The organism is Citrobacter tructae (assembly GCF_004684345.1).
In the GTDB taxonomy this organism is placed as follows: domain Bacteria; phylum Pseudomonadota; class Gammaproteobacteria; order Enterobacterales; family Enterobacteriaceae; genus Citrobacter; species Citrobacter tructae.
Window position 1 is genome coordinate 2,978,708 of record NZ_CP038469.1, and the last position, 16,468, is coordinate 2,995,175.

Here is a 16,468-nt window from a genome sequence, read left to right on the forward strand (position 1 = left end):
TATATAAGAAGAGCAAACGGCAGTAGCCCCATAATCGCCCTACCACCTTTGAATTACGCATTTCATCAGGCGATAATACCCGTACAATCAGTGATTCCAGGACAGTGATGAGAAACGCTCTGCAACGTACTTCTATACGCAAACGCCCGATGAAACTCGGCACTACCGTGATCCTCATGGTCAGTGCCGTACTCTTCTCCGTACTGCTGGTCGTGCATCTGATTTACTTCTCACAAATTAGCAATATGACGCGTGACGCATTAGCAGACAAAGCCCTGGCGGTGGCGCGAACGCTGGCTGACTCTCCGGAAATCCGTCTGGGCTTACAGAAAGCCCCCAAAGAGAGTGGCATTCAGGCGATTGCTCAGGCGGTGAATCAAAGTAATGACTTTTTGTTCATCGTCGTCACGAACATGCAAAGTATCCGTTATTCTCATCCCGAAGCGCAGCGAATCGGCCAGCCCTTTAAAGGCGACGATATTTTGCTGGCGCTGCAAGGAAAAGAGAACGTTGCAATTAATCGCGGCTTTCTGGCTAAAGCACTGCGCGTGTTTACCCCCATCTATGACGAAAACCACCGCCAAATTGGCGTCGTGGCGATCGGTCTTGAGCTAAGCAGAGTTGCTGAACAAATCAATAACAGTCGCGGCAGCATCATCTGGTCCATCTTATTTGGCGTACTCGTGGGGCTACTCGGTACATGGATATTCGTCAAAGTTCTCAAACGCATTTTGTTTGGCCTCGAGCCCTACGAAATATCCAACCTATTCGAACAGCGCCAGGCGATGCTGCACTCTATAAAGGAAGGCGTTATTGCCGTTGACGACAGTGGCGAAGTGACGCTGATAAACCAGGCGGCACAGGAACTGCTTGATTACCACAAATCACAAGACGATGCACAACTCTCCACGCTCAGTCATGCGTGGTCACGGGTGGTCGATTTGTCTGAGGTATTACGTGATGGAACACCACGGCGCGATGAAGAGATCACCGTAAAAGACAGGCTACTATTGATCAATACCGTGCCGGTACTCAGCAACGGTAAAATCATCGGTGCTATTTCTACGTTCAGAGACAAAACTGAAGTCCGTAAACTGATGCAACGATTGGATGGCATGGTCAACTATGCTGATGCACTTCGTGAACGATCCCACGAATTCATGAATAAGTTACACGTGATTCTGGGATTATTGCACCTGAAAAGTTATAAGCAGCTGGAAACTTATATAATTAAAACAGCCAACAACTATCAGGAAGAAATCGGCTCATTACTGGGAAAAATAAAATCCCCGGTTATCGCGGGATTTTTACTCAGTAAGATTAATCGCACATCCGATTTAGGTCATACCCTTGTCATTAGCAATGAAAGTCAATTGCCGGAAAACAGTAATGAAGATCAAGTGACTGTACTGATTACCGTTCTGGGGAATTTAATTGAAAACGCACTGGAAGCGTTAGGTCAAGAAGTCGGTGGTGAAATCAGCGTATCCTTACATTATCGACACGGCTGGTTGCATTGCGAAGTTAATGACGATGGTCCGGGGATTGCTCCCGATCGCATTGACCACATCTTTGAGAAAGGCGTCTCGTCAAAAGGAAGCGAACGGGGCGTTGGTTTAGCGCTTGTTAAACAGCAGGTTGAAAGCGTTGGCGGCAATATTTCCGTCGAATCTGAACCTGGGATCTTCACCCAATTTTTTGTACAGTTACCGTGGAATGGTGAGAGGGCCAGCAGATGATCAATGTCTTAATTGTCGATGACGACGCAATGGTAGCGGAGCTAAATCGCCGATATGTAGCGCAACTCTCCGGTTTTCATTGCTGTGGGACAGCCTCTACGCTAGAAAAGGCCAAAGAGATACTCTTTCATGGCGAGCATCATATCGACCTGATTTTGCTGGATATTTATATGCAGAAAGAAAACGGTCTGGATCTTCTGCCCGTTTTGCACAGCGAAGGCTGTAAGTGTGATGTCATTGTCATCTCTTCCGCCGCCGACGCCACCACCATCAAAGACTCACTCCACTACGGGGTGGTTGACTACCTGATAAAACCGTTCCAGGCTTCCCGTTTTGAAGAAGCGCTCACCGGCTGGCTGCACAAAAAGACGGAAATGGAAAAGCATCAGTATTATGAACAGTCGGAGCTTGATCAACTGATTCACGGCAGTTCCTCCAGCGAGCAGGAAACGCGGCGCTTACCTAAGGGATTGACGCCTCAAACATTACGTACCCTGTGCCAATGGATTGATGAGCACCAGGATCAGGAGTTCTCGACTGATGAATTGGCAAACGAAGTCAATATCTCGCGCGTCTCTTGCCGCAAGTACCTCATCTGGCTAGTCAATTGTCACATCTTATTTACCAGTATCCATTACGGTGTTACTGGCAGACCGGTTTATCGCTACCGTGTTCAGGCTGAACATTATTCGCTGCTAAAACAATACTGCCAATAATCAGCATTACGGGGATTATTCGTTATATAAAAGTAACAATTATTAAAATAATGAAAAATCCCTTCATTGCTGTCTGACACTGCAAAATACTAAATTTGTGTTAGATCAAATATAATTGTATCCAACATGTTAATGTCCTATTTTATTATTGACAAGCATCACACTGTTTTTAATTTCAAAATCACTAACAAAAGTTAATTAAGTATTATCTAACTCGCAGAATGTGTATTTTTACCCCTAAAGGATTAGTCTGAAATTAACCAGACATAAAAAATCTATATCGGTAGCAATGGAGAACATGCTACGTACTATGGACACCGTACATTTTTGTGAGCAAATAAAAGTATCCGTTCGCCGACCTCATAGCATCATGAATTGGCGTGAGCGTGATCACATAAATAATGCACTCACCCATTCTGACGGTGGTTCACGTAATAGTAGGAAACGTAAAGCTAACGATAAGTTTCCGGAAAGCCGGGACAACGAGCCTACATTACAACGTCAGCCAACGCTCTTCATAACAAGCTCTGCTTCCCATCGCCTGAGGATTCCCTCCTCTGAACAAAGCCACAGAAAAAAGCTAAATATTTCCAATAACGTTTAATTTTTTTAGCCAGACATTTGAATATTAATCGCAAATACGGACATACCGAATATTGACCGCTTTCTGATGCTTATTCCAGCATAAAAGAATGTGGCACAGATCCATTTATCAAAAATTGACTGGTTTTTTCGCGAGGGTAAATAAAATGTTATTTAGTATACAACTTCTTATAATATTAATATGTTTGTTTTATGGTGCCAGAAAGGGCGGTATCGCACTGGGTTTGTTAGGCGGTATCGGTCTGGTCATTCTGGTTTTCGTTTTCCATCTCCAGCCGGGTAAGCCGCCTGTAGACGTTATGCTGGTCATTATTGCCGTGGTGGCGGCCTCCGCAACCTTACAGGCCTCCGGCGGTCTTGACGTTATGCTGCAAATTGCTGAAAAGCTGCTGCGCCGTAACCCAAAATATGTTTCTATTGTTGCGCCATTTGTAACCTGCGTTCTGACCATTCTTTGTGGTACAGGACATGTGGTGTACACCATTCTGCCTATCATCTATGACGTAGCGATTAAGAACAATATCCGCCCGGAACGTCCGATGGCGGCGAGTTCTATCGGTGCGCAGATGGGTATCATTGCCAGCCCAGTTTCCGTGGCCGTGGTATCACTGGTCGCGATGCTGGGTAACGTGACGTTTGAAGGCAAGCACCTCGAATTCCTCGATCTGCTCGCTATCACCATCCCCTCTACCCTGCTGGGTATTCTGGCGATCGGTATCTTCAGTTGGTTCCGTGGTAAAGATCTGGATAAAGACGAAGATTTTCAGAAGTTTATTTCCGTTCCTGAAAACCACCACTATGTCTATGGCGACACCGCCACGCTGTTAGACAAGAAGCTGCCTAAGAGCAACTGGCTGGCAATGTGGATCTTCCTGGCCGCTATCGCTGTCGTTGCCGTGCTCGGCGCAGTATCTGAACTGCGTCCTTCTTTCGGCGGCAAACCGCTGTCAATGGTCCTGGTTATCCAGATGTTCATGCTGCTGACCGGCGCACTGATTATCATCCTGACCAAAACCAACCCCGCATCTATCTCTAAAAATGAAGTCTTCCGTTCAGGTATGATCGCGATTGTAGCGGTGTACGGTATTGCCTGGATGGCGGAAACCATGTTCGGCGCGCATATGTCTGAAATTCAGGGCGTACTGGGCGAGATGGTGAAAGAATATCCGTGGGCCTATGCGGTTATCCTGCTGTTGGTCTCCAAGTTTGTAAACTCCCAGGCTGCGGCGCTGGCGGCTATCGTGCCGGTCGCGCTGGCTATCGGCGTTGATCCAGCGTACATCGTTGCCTCTGCTCCGGCATGCTACGGTTACTACATTCTGCCGACCTACCCGAGCGACCTGGCGGCCATTCAGTTTGACCGTTCCGGCACCACCCGCATTGGCCGCTTCGTCATTAACCACAGCTTCATTCTGCCTGGTTTGATCGGCGTAAGCGTATCCTGCGTATTTGGCTGGGTATTCGCTGCAATGTACGGTTTCCTGTAATCACACTTCGCGTGCCGTTCACTTTTGAACGGCACGCCACTCAAAAGATGCAGAACAATTTACGGTTCTGATAAAAAAGAAAAGGCTGGAAGCAAATGTCAAAAGTTGAATTCACTTACCAGGCGCCTTTCCCGCTAGGGGAAGACAAGACTGAGTACTATCTGCTGACATCCGATCACGTCAGCGTCGGCGAGTTTGAAGGCGAGACGATCCTGAAGGTAGCACCAGAAGCACTGACGCTTCTGGCCCAGCAAGCCTTCCATGATGCCTCCTTCATGCTCCGCCCGGAACACCAGCAGCAAGTCGCCTCCATTCTCCACGATCCTGAAGCCAGCGAAAACGATAAGTACGTAGCGCTGCAATTCCTGAGAAACTCAGAGATCGCCGCCAAAGGCGTACTGCCGACCTGCCAGGATACTGGCACAGCCATTATCATGGGTAAAAAAGGCCAGCGCGTCTGGACCGGCGGTGGTGACGAAGCTGCGCTCTCCAAAGGTGTGTTTAATACCTACATTGAAGACAACCTGCGCTACTCGCAAAACGCCGCACTGGATATGTACAAAGAGGTGAATACCGGTACTAACCTACCCGCGCAAATCGACCTGTACAGCGTTGATGGCGATGAATACAAATTCCTGTGCGTGGCCAAAGGCGGCGGTTCTGCCAACAAAACTTACCTGTATCAGGAAACCAAAGCACTGCTGACTCCCGGCAAGCTGAAAAATTACCTGGTTGATAAAATGCGTACGCTGGGTACAGCGGCTTGCCCGCCTTACCACATCGCGTTTGTCATTGGCGGCACCTCAGCAGAAAGTACCCTCAAAACGGTGAAACTGGCCAGCACGCACTACTACGACGCGCTGCCGACGGAAGGTAATGCCCATGGTCAGGCGTTCCGCGACATCCAGCTGGAACAGGAACTGCTTGAAGAAGCACAGAAACTCGGCCTCGGTGCCCAGTTTGGCGGCAAATACTTCGCGCACGATATTCGCGTGATCCGTCTGCCTCGCCATGGCGCGTCCTGCCCGGTAGGCATGGGCGTCTCCTGCTCTGCTGACCGTAACATCAAGGCCAAGATTAACCGTGACGGCGTCTGGATTGAAAAACTGGAGCATAACCCAGCCCAGTACATTCCAGAATCTCTGCGTCAGGCGGGTGAAGGTGAAGTCGTTAAGGTTGATCTCAACCGTCCAATGAAAGAGATCCTCGCCCAGCTTTCTCAATATCCGGTGTCTACCCGCCTGTCGCTGAGCGGCACCATCATTGTCGGTCGCGACATCGCTCACGCGAAGCTGAAAGAGCGTATTGAGTCCGGTGAAGGCCTGCCACAGTACGTAAAAGATCACCCGATCTACTACGCGGGCCCGGCCAAAACGCCAGCGGGTTATCCGTCCGGCTCTTTAGGGCCAACCACCGCGGGTCGTATGGACTCCTATGTTGATCTGCTGCAATCCCACGGCGGCAGCATGATCATGCTGGCGAAAGGAAACCGCAGCCAGCAGGTGACCGACGCCTGCCACAAACACGGTGGCTTCTACTTAGGCAGCATCGGCGGTCCGGCAGCGGTACTGGCGCAGCAGAGCATTAAGCATCTGGAATGCGTGGAGTACCCGGAGTTGGGTATGGAAGCCATCTGGAAAATCGAAGTTGAAGATTTCCCGGCTTTCATCCTGGTCGATGACAAAGGCAACGATTTCTTCCAGCAAATTATCAGCAAGCAATGCGCTAACTGCGCGAAGTAACGTATCTGGCCCGGCACCGGACTGTTCCCAATAGTTGGACACCCAACCTTTGAGGATAGCCCGGTGATCCCCCCGGGCCACTCTTTCCCCCTCAATAACGGGTATTGAATTTTTAGCACGCCCGGTAAATAGTAGCCTTTTCGACTACTCACAAAATCACCATGATCCGCACACTGAATACTTCGATGCTGAACGCTGGCGCACTGGTGCTGGCGCTAATCCTTGCTTATACCGGCTTTTGCGCCACAGAAAAAATCACCTGGCTGATGGAAGTCACGCCGGTCATCATTGTCGTGCCGCTGCTCCTTACCACGGCCAGTCGCTATCCTCTGACGCCGCTGCTCTACACGCTGATTTTCTTACATGCCATCATTTTGATGGTAGGCGGTATGTATACCTACGCTAAGGTGCCGATTGGCTTTGACGTTCAGGAATGGCTGAATCTAAGCCGCAATCCCTATGACAAACTGGGCCACTTCTTTCAGGGCCTGGTGCCAGCCCTGACGGCCAGAGAGATTTTAGTGCGCGGTAATATTGTCCGTGGACGTAAGATGTTGGCATTTTTAGTCTGCTGCGTCGCACTGGCGATCAGCGCCACCTACGAACTGATTGAGTGGTGGGCGGCGCTGGCGATGGGACAGGGAGCTGATGACTTCCTTGGCACGCAGGGCGATCCGTGGGATACCCAGTCAGATATGTTCTGCGCCCTGCTTGGCGCGTTAACCACGGTAATCTTGCTGGCACGAGTACATTGCCAACAGCTGCAACGCTATAAGTTAATGAACGCTAACTGATTGCCGGATGTCGATGACGCTAAGCCGGCCTGAGCATCTCCATTTTATCGATGTAACCAGGCTGGCAGCCAGTCGCCGTGAGACGCGATCAGGTCGTCCACCAGCGCATAAATCTCCTCAATCCCCAATACCGCAGCAGTATGCGGATCCATCATCGCCGCGTGATAAACACGATCGCGATTTTCCGTCAGAATGGCTTCCGTTAGCAGGGTCTGAACATTGATATTGGTTTGCATCATGGCCGCCAAATGTGACGGGAGAGTCCCCACCTTCGTTGGCTGAATACCATTCGCATCAACCAGACAAGCTACTTCCACGCAACAGCCTTGCGGCAGGTTATCGATCAGATGGTCATTGCGAACGTTGCCATACACCACGCTCGGTTCACCGGTCCAGATAGCGTTCATGATAGTGCTGGCATATTCGCGCGACGGTTTAATATCGATCCGCGCAGCCGTTTTGTACTCTTCCAGCTCTTTGTTCCAGTTTGCCAGCTGTTCCACACAGCGTTTTGGGTATTCATCCAATGGAACCTTATAACGCTCAATCAGATCCTCACGCCCTGGTTTGATAAACCACGGCGTATACTCCGCGAAATGCTCGGACGACTCAGTGACGAAATAGCCCAGTTTTTTGAACATTTCATAGCGCACAATATTCTGACAACGGGTATTACCGTGAATATTCGGTTTCGGTGCCTGACCGGAATCGTAGGCCGCCAACAGTTCCGGGTAGAGATCCACATAGGTCCCATCAGCCGTTTTACGCTCTAGCTCCAGATAAAACGCCATATGGTTGATCCCGGCGCTGCGATAGCGCAAAGTGGCAGGATCAATATCCAGATCCCGCGCCAGCTCTTCCGCCGTGCCCTGTACTGAATGGCACAACCCAACCTGCTTAATATGCGGATAGCGCGCATACATTGCCCAGGTGTTCATCGCCATCGGGTTGACGTAGTTAAGCATGGTGGCCTGCGGGCAGACTTCGGTCATGTCCTCACAAATCTGCCATAAATGCGGGATGGTACGCAGCGCGCGCATGATGCCACCCGGCCCCAAAGTGTCGGCAATCGTCTGCTCCAGACCATGACGTTTACACACCGCAAAATCGGTGACAGTACAGGGTTCATAACCACCGATCTGGAAAGCGACAACCACAAAATCGGCATCCTGTAATGCCGCTTTTTGATCGGTATAGCAGGTGATACGCCCGGATGCGCCCGTAGAATCCATCAACTTACGCACAACAATGTGCGACTCTTCCAGACGCGTAGGATCGATATCCATCAAGGCGATATGCGCCGACTTTAGCGCTTCACGGTGAAAGATATCCCCGAGGATATTTTTGACGAAAATCGTCGAACCAGCGCCTATAAAGGTAATTTTGGGTGCAGACATCATGACTCTCCAGAAGAACGTTATTGAACACCGTCAGGATGACACGCGGTGTCGATGAAAACCTCCGGCTTCTGTAATGAGCATTCCCAAAAACTCAGATCGCCTTTCCGCCCACGTAGGATCTGAGTTAATGGGATAAAATTAGCCAAAAAGCAGAGTATGCGGCCCAAAATATTGGCTGTGCTGGAGTGCACCTGCCCGATTTGCGTCCCAATTCTCAGTCTTATCTGTGTGCTAATGGCATGATGATGAGCATTCAGGAAATGGAGTGACCATGACGACGCTGCCAACACCGCTTCTCCCTCCCGACCCGCATATGTGCAGTAGCGACGAACAGCAGACCCGCAGCCCGCTGACGCTGTACTCTGAATATCAACGCATGGATATCGAACTGCGCCCACCGCATGCCATGGACGCCAGCCACTGGCATGGTCAGGTTGAGGTCAACGTCCCGTTTGATGGCGACGTTGAGTATGTGATCAATAACGAAGTCGTACAGATGAAACAGGGGCATATCACATTATTCTGGGCCTGCACGCCGCATCAACTCACTTGCCCAGGCACCTGCCAGCAGATGGCGATATTCAATTTACCGATGCACCTGTTTCTCTCCTGGCCGCTAGACCGCGAACTGATCAACCACGTCACGCATGGCATGGTCATTAAATCACTGGCTACGCAGCAGCTCAGCACCTTTGAAGTTCAGCGCTGGCAGCAGGAACTGAGCAACCCGAACGAACAAATTCGTCAACTGGCAATCGACGAAATTGGCCTGATGCTTAAACGCTTTAGCCTGTCGGGCTGGCAACCGATTCTGGTCAATAAAACCTCTCGCACACACAAAAACAGCGTCTCCCGGCATGCACAGTTTTACGTCAGTCAGATGCTGAGTTTTATTGCCGACAACTACGATCAAGCGCTCACCATCAACCACGTCGCGGAGCATGTGAAACTCAATGCCAACTATGCGATGGGGATTTTCCAACGCGTGATGCAACTCACCATGAAGCAATACATTACCGCGATGCGTATTAACCACGTCCGCGCACTGCTGAGCGATACCGATAAAACGATTCTGGATGTCGCGCTGACCGCCGGGTTCCGCTCCAGCAGCCGCTTTTACGACACCTTCAACAAGTTTGTTGGTATGTCGCCACAGCAATACCGCAAGCTGAGCCAACAACGGCGGCAATCCTCAACGGCCTGAGCACCTGGCAATATCACTATCAGCCAAAAAAATAATTCCCCTGTCGATAAACAGGGGACGGAAACGGCTTAATCCATTAACTAACAAATTGTTTATAAAGAATAAAAACCAAAAACAGTCTATTTATTGACCGCTTTACTCACTTATTTATCAGGTAAATACTTGCCCTCGTCACACATCCTCCACTACGGGAAAAGACGATGAAAGTATTAATTGTTGAAAGTGAGTTTCTGCATCAGGACACCTGGGTCGGTAGCGCTGTCGAGCGTCTGGCTGACGCATTAAGCCGCCAAAATGTTACCGTCATTAAGTCCACCTCATTCGACGATGGTTACGCAATACTCGCCGCGAATGAAGCCATTGATTGCCTGATGTTCAGCTATCAAATGGAACAACAAGACGAACACCTGAATGTCAGGCAATTGATCGGTAAGCTCCACGAACGCCAGCAAAATGTCCCTGTTTTCCTGCTGGGCGATCGGGAAAAGGCCACCGCGTCTCTGGATCGCGACCTGCTGGAGCTTGTCGATGAATTCGCCTGGATTCTGGAAGATAGCGCTGACTTTATCGCTGGGCGCGCCATTGCGGCGATGACCCGCTACCGTCAACAGTTGTTACCGCCGCTGTTCAACGCTCTGATGAAATACAGCAATGTCCATGAGTATTCCTGGGCAGCACCTGGCCACCAGGGCGGTGTCGGTTTCACCAAGACCCCTGCTGGTCGCCTGTACCATGACTACTACGGAGAGAACCTGTTCCGTACCGACATGGGGATTGAACGTACCAATCTCGGTTCTTTACTCGACCATACCGGCGCATTTGGCGAAAGCGAAAAAAATGCCGCCCGCGTGTTTGGTGCCGACCGTTCCTGGTCCGTTGTGGTCGGGACTTCCGGCTCTAACCGCACCATCATGCAAGCCTGCATGACCGACAACGACGTCGTAGTGCTGGATCGTAACTGCCATAAATCCATAGAACAGGGGCTGATCCTCACTGGGGCAAAACCAGTTTACATGGTGCCAAGCCGCAACCGTTACGGCATTATCGGGCCTATCTACCCGCAGGAAATGCAGCCTGAAACATTGCAGAAAAAAATCAGCGAAAGCCCGCTGACGAAAGGCAAAGCCGGGCAGAAACCGTCATACAGCGTCGTAACCAACTGTACCTACGACGGTGTTTGCTACAACGCCAAAGAGGCGCAGGACCTGCTGGCACAAACCAGCGATCGCATCCACTTCGATGAAGCCTGGTACGGTTATGCCCGCTTCAACCCAATTTATGCCGATCACTACGCCATGCGTGGTGCGCCGGGCGATCATAACGGTCCTACCGTTTTTGCCACACATTCCACCCACAAACTGCTGAATGCGCTCTCTCAGGCCTCTTACATTCATGTCCGTGAAGGTCGTGGAGCAGTAAACTTCTCCCGCTTTAACCAAGCGTACATGATGCACGCTACCACCTCGCCGCTGTATGCTATCTGCGCATCAAACGACGTGGCAGTCTCCATGATGGACGGCAACAGCGGTCTGTCTCTTACCCAGGAAGTGATCGACGAAGCAGTTGATTTCCGTCAGGCGATGGCTCGGTTGTATAAAGAATTCACCGCCGAAGGCGACTGGTTCTTCAAACCGTGGAACAAAGAGGTGGTCACCGATCCGCAGACCGGTAAAACCTATGACTTTGCCGACGCTCCCGCCACATTGTTGGCAACCGATCAGAACTGCTGGGTGATGCGTCCGGGTGAATCCTGGCACGGCTTTAAAGACCTGCCGGATAACTGGAGCATGCTGGATCCCATTAAAGTCAGCATTCTGGCACCGGGAATGGGCGACGATGGTGAACTGGAAGAGAGCGGCGTACCGGCAGCACTGGTTACCGCATGGCTTGGCCGTCACGGTATCGTACCGACCCGTACCACCGACTTCCAGATTATGTTCCTGTTCTCAATGGGGATCACCCGTGGGAAATGGGGCACGCTTATCAACACACTGTGCTCATTCAAACACCATTACGATGCCAATACCCCGTTGTCGCAGGTGATGCCAGAACTGGTAGAGGAACATCCTGACACTTACTCAAATATGGGTATTCACGATCTAGGCGACACAATGTTTGCCTGGCTGAAAGAAAACAACCCTGGCAGCAAACTCAATGCGGCCTACTCCGGTCTGCCAGATGCGGATATTACCCCACGAGACGCCTATAACGCGATTGTGAGTGACAACGTTGAGATGGTAGCCATTGAAAATCTGGCGGGACGCATTGCGGCAAACTCTGTGATCCCTTACCCACCGGGAATTCCGATGCTGCTATCCGGCGAAAACTTTGGCGATGCCAACAGCCCACAAATTGGGTACCTGCGTTCGTTGCAGTCCTGGGACCACCACTTCCCTGGATTTGAACATGAAACCGAAGGAACGGAAATTATCGACGGCGTGTATCACGTCATGTGCGTGAAAGCATAATGTCTCTTTTTAGATAGTCTGCTTTTGAAGGTTGATATGTGCTGATTGAGTGATTCCTGAGTATTGCTGCAAAACAATAACACTGTCATACCTTTTGCGCGGGCCCACCCCGCGCTTTTTTTATACGCAAAATAGTGCATTTACACTTTCGTAAAATATTGTGTACACTGCGAAAATTCCTAGAAATATTGTAATTACTTTAAATCACGCTATTTTAACGCAGGTCTAGATTCATCATACAATTTTATTTGACCGATATGGCTCGCCTGATGGTGAGTTACGGTATTTTATGTTCATATTCCTGGAGTTTGGGTATGAGGGTTTGCAGCAGAGCAGCTTGTGTTGTTGTATTAACGGAGAAGGATGTTTGGTTAAGGATTAACGGAAAAGAAGCTATCAGTTTAAAAGCTAATCACATGGCGCTGGTGGCGTGCGATAATAATATTATCGATTTCTCATCACTTAATAACGCACTGGTCGTACATATCAGTCGTGAAATTATTAAAGACTATCTTCGATTTTTAAACAAAGATCTGTCACAGATCCCTCCCTGGCAACGTAGTGCCAACCCGGTGATGACCGCCGTCTGTCTGACGCCGGATGTTTTTCGGGTGGCCGCCCAACACAGCGTGATGGAAACCCTGAGCGAAGGTGAATGCGAGCGTACTCGTTCGCTCCTGTTCACCGTGTTATCACGCTTTCTCGACAGTAAAAAGTTCATCTCCCTGCTGATGCATATGTTACGCAACCGTATCAGCGACTGCGTGTACCACATTATCGAGAGCGATATCCATAAAGACTGGAATTTAAGTATGGTCGCCAGCTGTTTATGCCTGAGTCCCAGTTTGTTAAAGAAAAAGCTCAAAAATGAAAATACCAGTTACAGTCAAATAATAACCACGTGTCGTATGCGTTATGCCGTCAATCAACTAATGATGGACGAAAAAAACATTTCACAGGTCTCCCAACTGTGCGGATATAACAGTACGTCATACTTTATTTCCGTATTCAAAGAGTTCTATGGAATGACGCCGCTGCATTATGTTAGTCAGCATCGGGAGCAATCCGCTGCTTGATTTTTAATCATTTAGCGATGAGCCATAATAATATCAGCATTGGCGATACCCCCCTTTGCCATAATTCAATTATCTTCTGAAGAGGTATGATACGTCGTCATTTATCCTTATTAGGAGTTAAGAAATATGTCGACGGATGCTGATGCTCACAAAGTGGGCTTAATCCCCGTCACCTTAATGGTGTCGGGGAATATTATGGGTTCCGGTGTATTCCTGCTACCCGCCAACCTGGCGTCAACTGGCGGGATTGCAATCTACGGATGGTTGGTCACGATTATCGGCGCGCTGGCACTGTCGATGGTGTACGCCAAAATGTCGTCCTTAGACTCCAGTCCCGGTGGTTCTTACGCTTATGCCCGCCGCTGCTTCGGCCCCTTCTTAGGTTACCAAACCAACGTCCTGTACTGGCTGGCCTGCTGGATCGGTAACATCGCGATGGTGGTTATTGGCGTGGGTTACCTGAGCTACTTCTTCCCCATCTTAAAAGATCCGCTAGTCCTGACGCTGACCTGCGTCGCCGTACTGTGGCTCTTCGTGTTGTTGAACATTGTCGGCCCGAAAATGATCACCCGCGTGCAAGCCGTCGCGACGGTACTGGCGCTGGTACCGATTGTCGGGATTGCCGTCTTCGGCTGGTTCTGGTTCCGCGGTGAAACCTATATGGCGGCCTGGAACGTCAGTGGCATGAACACCTTCGGCGCGATTCAGAGCACCTTAAACGTCACTCTGTGGTCATTCATTGGGGTAGAAAGCGCCTCTGTGGCGGCCGGTGTGGTCAAGAACCCTAAACGTAACGTTCCTATCGCCACCATTGGTGGGGTGCTAATTGCCGCCGTCTGCTACGTGCTTTCCACCACGGCGATTATGGGCATGATCCCTAACGCGGCGCTGCGCGTTTCGGCCTCACCATTTGGCGATGCGGCGCGAATGGCGCTCGGCGACACAGCCGGGGCGATTGTCTCCTTCTGTGCCGCTGCCGGGTGTCTCGGTTCACTGGGCGGTTGGACGCTGCTTGCCGGACAAACTGCAAAAGCAGCGGCCGATGACGGTCTGTTCCCGCCAATTTTCGCCCGCGTCAACAAAGCCGGTACGCCGGTTGCGGGGTTAATTATCGTCGGGATCCTGATGACCATCTTCCAGTTCAGTAGCATGTCGCCGAACGCCGCCAAAGAGTTTGGCCTGGTCTCTTCTGTCTCGGTCATCTTTACGCTGGTGCCTTACCTGTATACCTGTGCCGCCTTGCTGCTGCTGGGTCATGGTCACTTTGGTAAAGCGCGACCAATGTATTTACTGGTGACTTTCGTGGCATTTGTTTACTGCATATGGGCGGTTGTCGGCTCTGGCGCCAAAGAAGTGATGTGGTCATTCGTGATGATGATGGTCATCACCGCTCTGTATGCCCTCAATTACAACCGTGTCCATAAAAACCCGTATCCATTGGATGCCCCGGTTAACAATAACTAATGTAAGCGGCAGTGGTGAATATAGGCCGGATCAGGCATGGCCATCATCCGGCCTAAAGCCAATATTAAGTTCTTAAGGTTGGCTTAACTTTACTTTGCGAGGATCTGCCCCACTTAGTCGATGGAATTTCCTCTTAATGTTAAAGCTCCTGTTTAAAAGACCGACTCTCGGACAAATCAGCTGGCTTCTGCTGATCTCTTTTTATCTTGCCACTTTCCTGAACATTGCGTTCTATAAGCAGGTGCTGCAGGACCTTCCGCTAGATTCTCTGCGCAACGTGCTGGTGTTTTTATCCATGCCGGTGGTGGCCTTCAGCGTCATGAACATTGTGCTGACGCTGGCTTCGTTCCTGTGGCTTAACCGCCCGCTGGCCTGCATTTTCATTCTGGTGGGCGCATCTGCCCAGTATTTCATCATGACCTACGGCATCATCATCGACCGTTCGATGATTGCCAATATGATGGATACCACGCCCGCAGAAACCTTCGCCCTGATGACACCGCAAATGATCTTAACTCTCGGGCTGAGCGGCATCCTGGCGGCAGCGATTGCCTGCTGGATCAAAATCAAACCGGCGACTCCGGTATTACGTAGCGTGCTGTATCGGGGGGCAAATATCCTGGTCTCGGTACTGCTGATCGTACTGGTCGCCGCCCTCTTCTACAAAAATTACGCCTCACTGTTTCGCAACAACAAAGAGCTGGTTAAATCTCTCAGCCCATCCAATAGCATCGTGGCCACCTCATCCTGGTATTCGCACCAGCGTCTGGCAGATTTGCCGCTGGTACGTATCGGCGAAGATGCCCATCGCAATCCATTAATGCTGAAAGAAAAGCGTAAAAACCTCACCATTGTGGTGCTCGGCGAAACCTCGCGCGGCGATAACTTCTCGCTGTCGGGGTATTCACGCCAGACCAACCCGTTGCTGGAAAAAGATAACGTGGTCTATTTCCCGCGCACCACTTCCTGCGGGACGGCGACGGCGGTATCCGTGCCCTGCATGTTCTCTGACATGCCGCGCGCGCATTATGATGAAGAGCTGGCACACCATCAGGAAGGCGTACTCGACATCATTCAGCGAGCGGGAATAAACGTGCTGTGGAATGATAACGACGGCGGATGTAAAGGCGCATGCGACCGCGTACCGCACCAGAATATGACCAAGCTGAATCTGCCGGGGCAGTGCATCGACGGCGAATGCTACGACGAGGTCCTGTTCCACGGGTTGGAAACGTACATTAACAACCTTCAGGGCGACAGCGTGATCGTGCTGCATACCATTGGCAGCCACGGCCCGACCTATTACAACCGCTATCCGCCACAGTTCAAGAAATTTACCCCAACCTGCGACACCAACGAGATCCAGGCCTGCTCGCAGCAGCAACTCGTGAATACTTACGACAACACCATTCTGTACGTTGACTATATTGTTGATAAAGCAATCAATATACTGAAAGCGCATCAGGATAATTTCACCACCAGCCTGGTCTATCTTTCCGATCACGGTGAATCCTTGGGGGAAAATGGCGTCTATTTGCACGGTCTGCCGTATTCGATTGCGCCAGAGACCCAAAAGCATGTACCGATGCTGCTGTGGCTGTCAGAGGATTACCAACAGCGCTACCAGGTCTCGCAAACATGTTTGCAAAAACGGGCAAGCGCAGAAGATTTCTCACAGGATAATTTATTCTCAACCCTGCTGGGATTAACGGGCGTACAGACCAAGTATTACCAGGGCGTAGATGATATTCTGCAGCCATGCAGGGGAGGCTAAC

General features: G+C 50.5%; 11 protein-coding genes. 10 read left to right on the forward strand and 1 reads right to left on the reverse strand.

Annotated features, from left to right (window positions below):
- The first annotated feature begins 107 nt into the window (after nt 1-107).
- The 5 genes from E4Z61_RS14980 (at nt 108) to E4Z61_RS15000 (ending at nt 7,081) form a co-directional block, all read left to right on the forward strand.
- Nucleotides 108-1,739 (forward strand): sensor histidine kinase, encoded by a 1,632-nt coding sequence (locus E4Z61_RS14980; RefSeq protein WP_135323461.1) that lies wholly within the window; start codon nt 108-110, stop codon nt 1,737-1,739.
- Nucleotides 1,736-2,455: a two-component system response regulator DcuR gene (gene dcuR / locus E4Z61_RS14985; RefSeq protein WP_135323462.1), complete on the forward strand. Its 720-nt coding sequence runs from the start codon at nt 1,736-1,738 to the stop codon at nt 2,453-2,455. Before E4Z61_RS14980 ends, dcuR begins: the two co-directional genes overlap by 4 nt.
- Before the next feature lie 749 nt (nt 2,456-3,204).
- A complete protein-coding gene (gene dcuB / locus E4Z61_RS14990; protein WP_135323463.1) occupies nt 3,205-4,545 on the forward strand; it encodes an anaerobic C4-dicarboxylate transporter DcuB in 1,341 nt (446 codons plus the stop codon).
- A 95-nt stretch (nt 4,546-4,640) separates the two neighbouring features.
- On the forward strand, nt 4,641-6,287 hold the full coding sequence (gene fumA, locus E4Z61_RS14995; protein ID WP_135323464.1) for a class I fumarate hydratase FumA: 1,647 nt from the start codon (nt 4,641-4,643) through the stop codon (nt 6,285-6,287).
- Between the two features lie 161 nt (nt 6,288-6,448).
- Nucleotides 6,449-7,081 (forward strand): DUF2238 domain-containing protein, encoded by a 633-nt coding sequence (locus E4Z61_RS15000; RefSeq protein WP_135323465.1) that lies wholly within the window; start codon nt 6,449-6,451, stop codon nt 7,079-7,081.
- A gap of 44 nt (nt 7,082-7,125) precedes the next feature.
- On the opposite strand, the gene melA is transcribed toward E4Z61_RS15000, so the two are convergent.
- On the reverse strand, nt 7,126-8,481 hold the full coding sequence (gene melA / locus E4Z61_RS15005; RefSeq protein WP_135323466.1) for an alpha-galactosidase: 1,356 nt from the start codon (nt 8,479-8,481) through the stop codon (nt 7,126-7,128).
- A 271-nt stretch (nt 8,482-8,752) separates the two neighbouring features.
- Here melA and melR point away from each other — a divergent pair, with 271 nt between their 5' ends.
- From melR to eptA, 5 genes are all read left to right on the forward strand, one after another.
- The gene (gene melR / locus E4Z61_RS15010) at nt 8,753-9,685 is read left to right on the forward strand and encodes a transcriptional regulator MelR (protein ID WP_135323467.1); all 933 of its coding nucleotides are present in this window, start codon (nt 8,753-8,755) and stop codon (nt 9,683-9,685) included.
- A gap of 200 nt (nt 9,686-9,885) precedes the next feature.
- On the forward strand, nt 9,886-12,153 hold the full coding sequence (gene adiA, locus E4Z61_RS15015; RefSeq protein WP_135323468.1) for an arginine decarboxylase: 2,268 nt from the start codon (nt 9,886-9,888) through the stop codon (nt 12,151-12,153).
- A 314-nt stretch (nt 12,154-12,467) separates the two neighbouring features.
- Nucleotides 12,468-13,229 carry an AraC family transcriptional regulator gene (locus E4Z61_RS15020; RefSeq protein ID WP_135323469.1) on the forward strand — a complete coding sequence of 254 codons (762 nt, stop codon included), beginning with the start codon at nt 12,468-12,470 and terminating at the stop codon, nt 13,227-13,229.
- 126 nt (nt 13,230-13,355) lie between these two features.
- A complete protein-coding gene (adiC, locus tag E4Z61_RS15025) occupies nt 13,356-14,693 on the forward strand; it encodes an arginine/agmatine antiporter (RefSeq protein ID WP_135323470.1) in 1,338 nt (445 codons plus the stop codon).
- Between the two features lie 136 nt (nt 14,694-14,829).
- Complete coding sequence (gene eptA, locus E4Z61_RS15030) at nt 14,830-16,467, forward strand: phosphoethanolamine transferase EptA (RefSeq protein ID WP_135323471.1); 1,638 nt, start codon at nt 14,830-14,832, stop codon at nt 16,465-16,467.
- Nucleotide 16,468 lies beyond the last annotated feature (1 nt).

What these genes read in the sequence shown, in the direction of transcription:
- melR (WP_135323467.1), top strand. Translation starts at nt 8,753, where the DNA reads ATGACGACGCTGCCAACACCGCTTCTCCCTCCCGACCCGCATATGTGC.
- adiA (WP_135323468.1), top strand. Translation starts at nt 9,886, where the DNA reads ATGAAAGTATTAATTGTTGAAAGTGAGTTTCTGCATCAGGACACCTGG.
- E4Z61_RS14980 (WP_135323461.1), top strand. Translation starts at nt 108, where the DNA reads ATGAGAAACGCTCTGCAACGTACTTCTATACGCAAACGCCCGATGAAA.
- dcuR (WP_135323462.1), top strand. Translation starts at nt 1,736, where the DNA reads ATGATCAATGTCTTAATTGTCGATGACGACGCAATGGTAGCGGAGCTA.
- dcuB (WP_135323463.1), top strand. Translation starts at nt 3,205, where the DNA reads ATGTTATTTAGTATACAACTTCTTATAATATTAATATGTTTGTTTTAT.
- E4Z61_RS15000 (WP_135323465.1), top strand. Translation starts at nt 6,449, where the DNA reads ATGATCCGCACACTGAATACTTCGATGCTGAACGCTGGCGCACTGGTG.
- fumA (WP_135323464.1), top strand. Translation starts at nt 4,641, where the DNA reads ATGTCAAAAGTTGAATTCACTTACCAGGCGCCTTTCCCGCTAGGGGAA.
- E4Z61_RS15020 (WP_135323469.1), top strand. Translation starts at nt 12,468, where the DNA reads ATGAGGGTTTGCAGCAGAGCAGCTTGTGTTGTTGTATTAACGGAGAAG.
- melA (WP_135323466.1), bottom strand. Translation starts at nt 8,481, where the DNA reads ATGATGTCTGCACCCAAAATTACCTTTATAGGCGCTGGTTCGACGATT.
- adiC (WP_135323470.1), top strand. Translation starts at nt 13,356, where the DNA reads ATGTCGACGGATGCTGATGCTCACAAAGTGGGCTTAATCCCCGTCACC.
- eptA (WP_135323471.1), top strand. Translation starts at nt 14,830, where the DNA reads ATGTTAAAGCTCCTGTTTAAAAGACCGACTCTCGGACAAATCAGCTGG.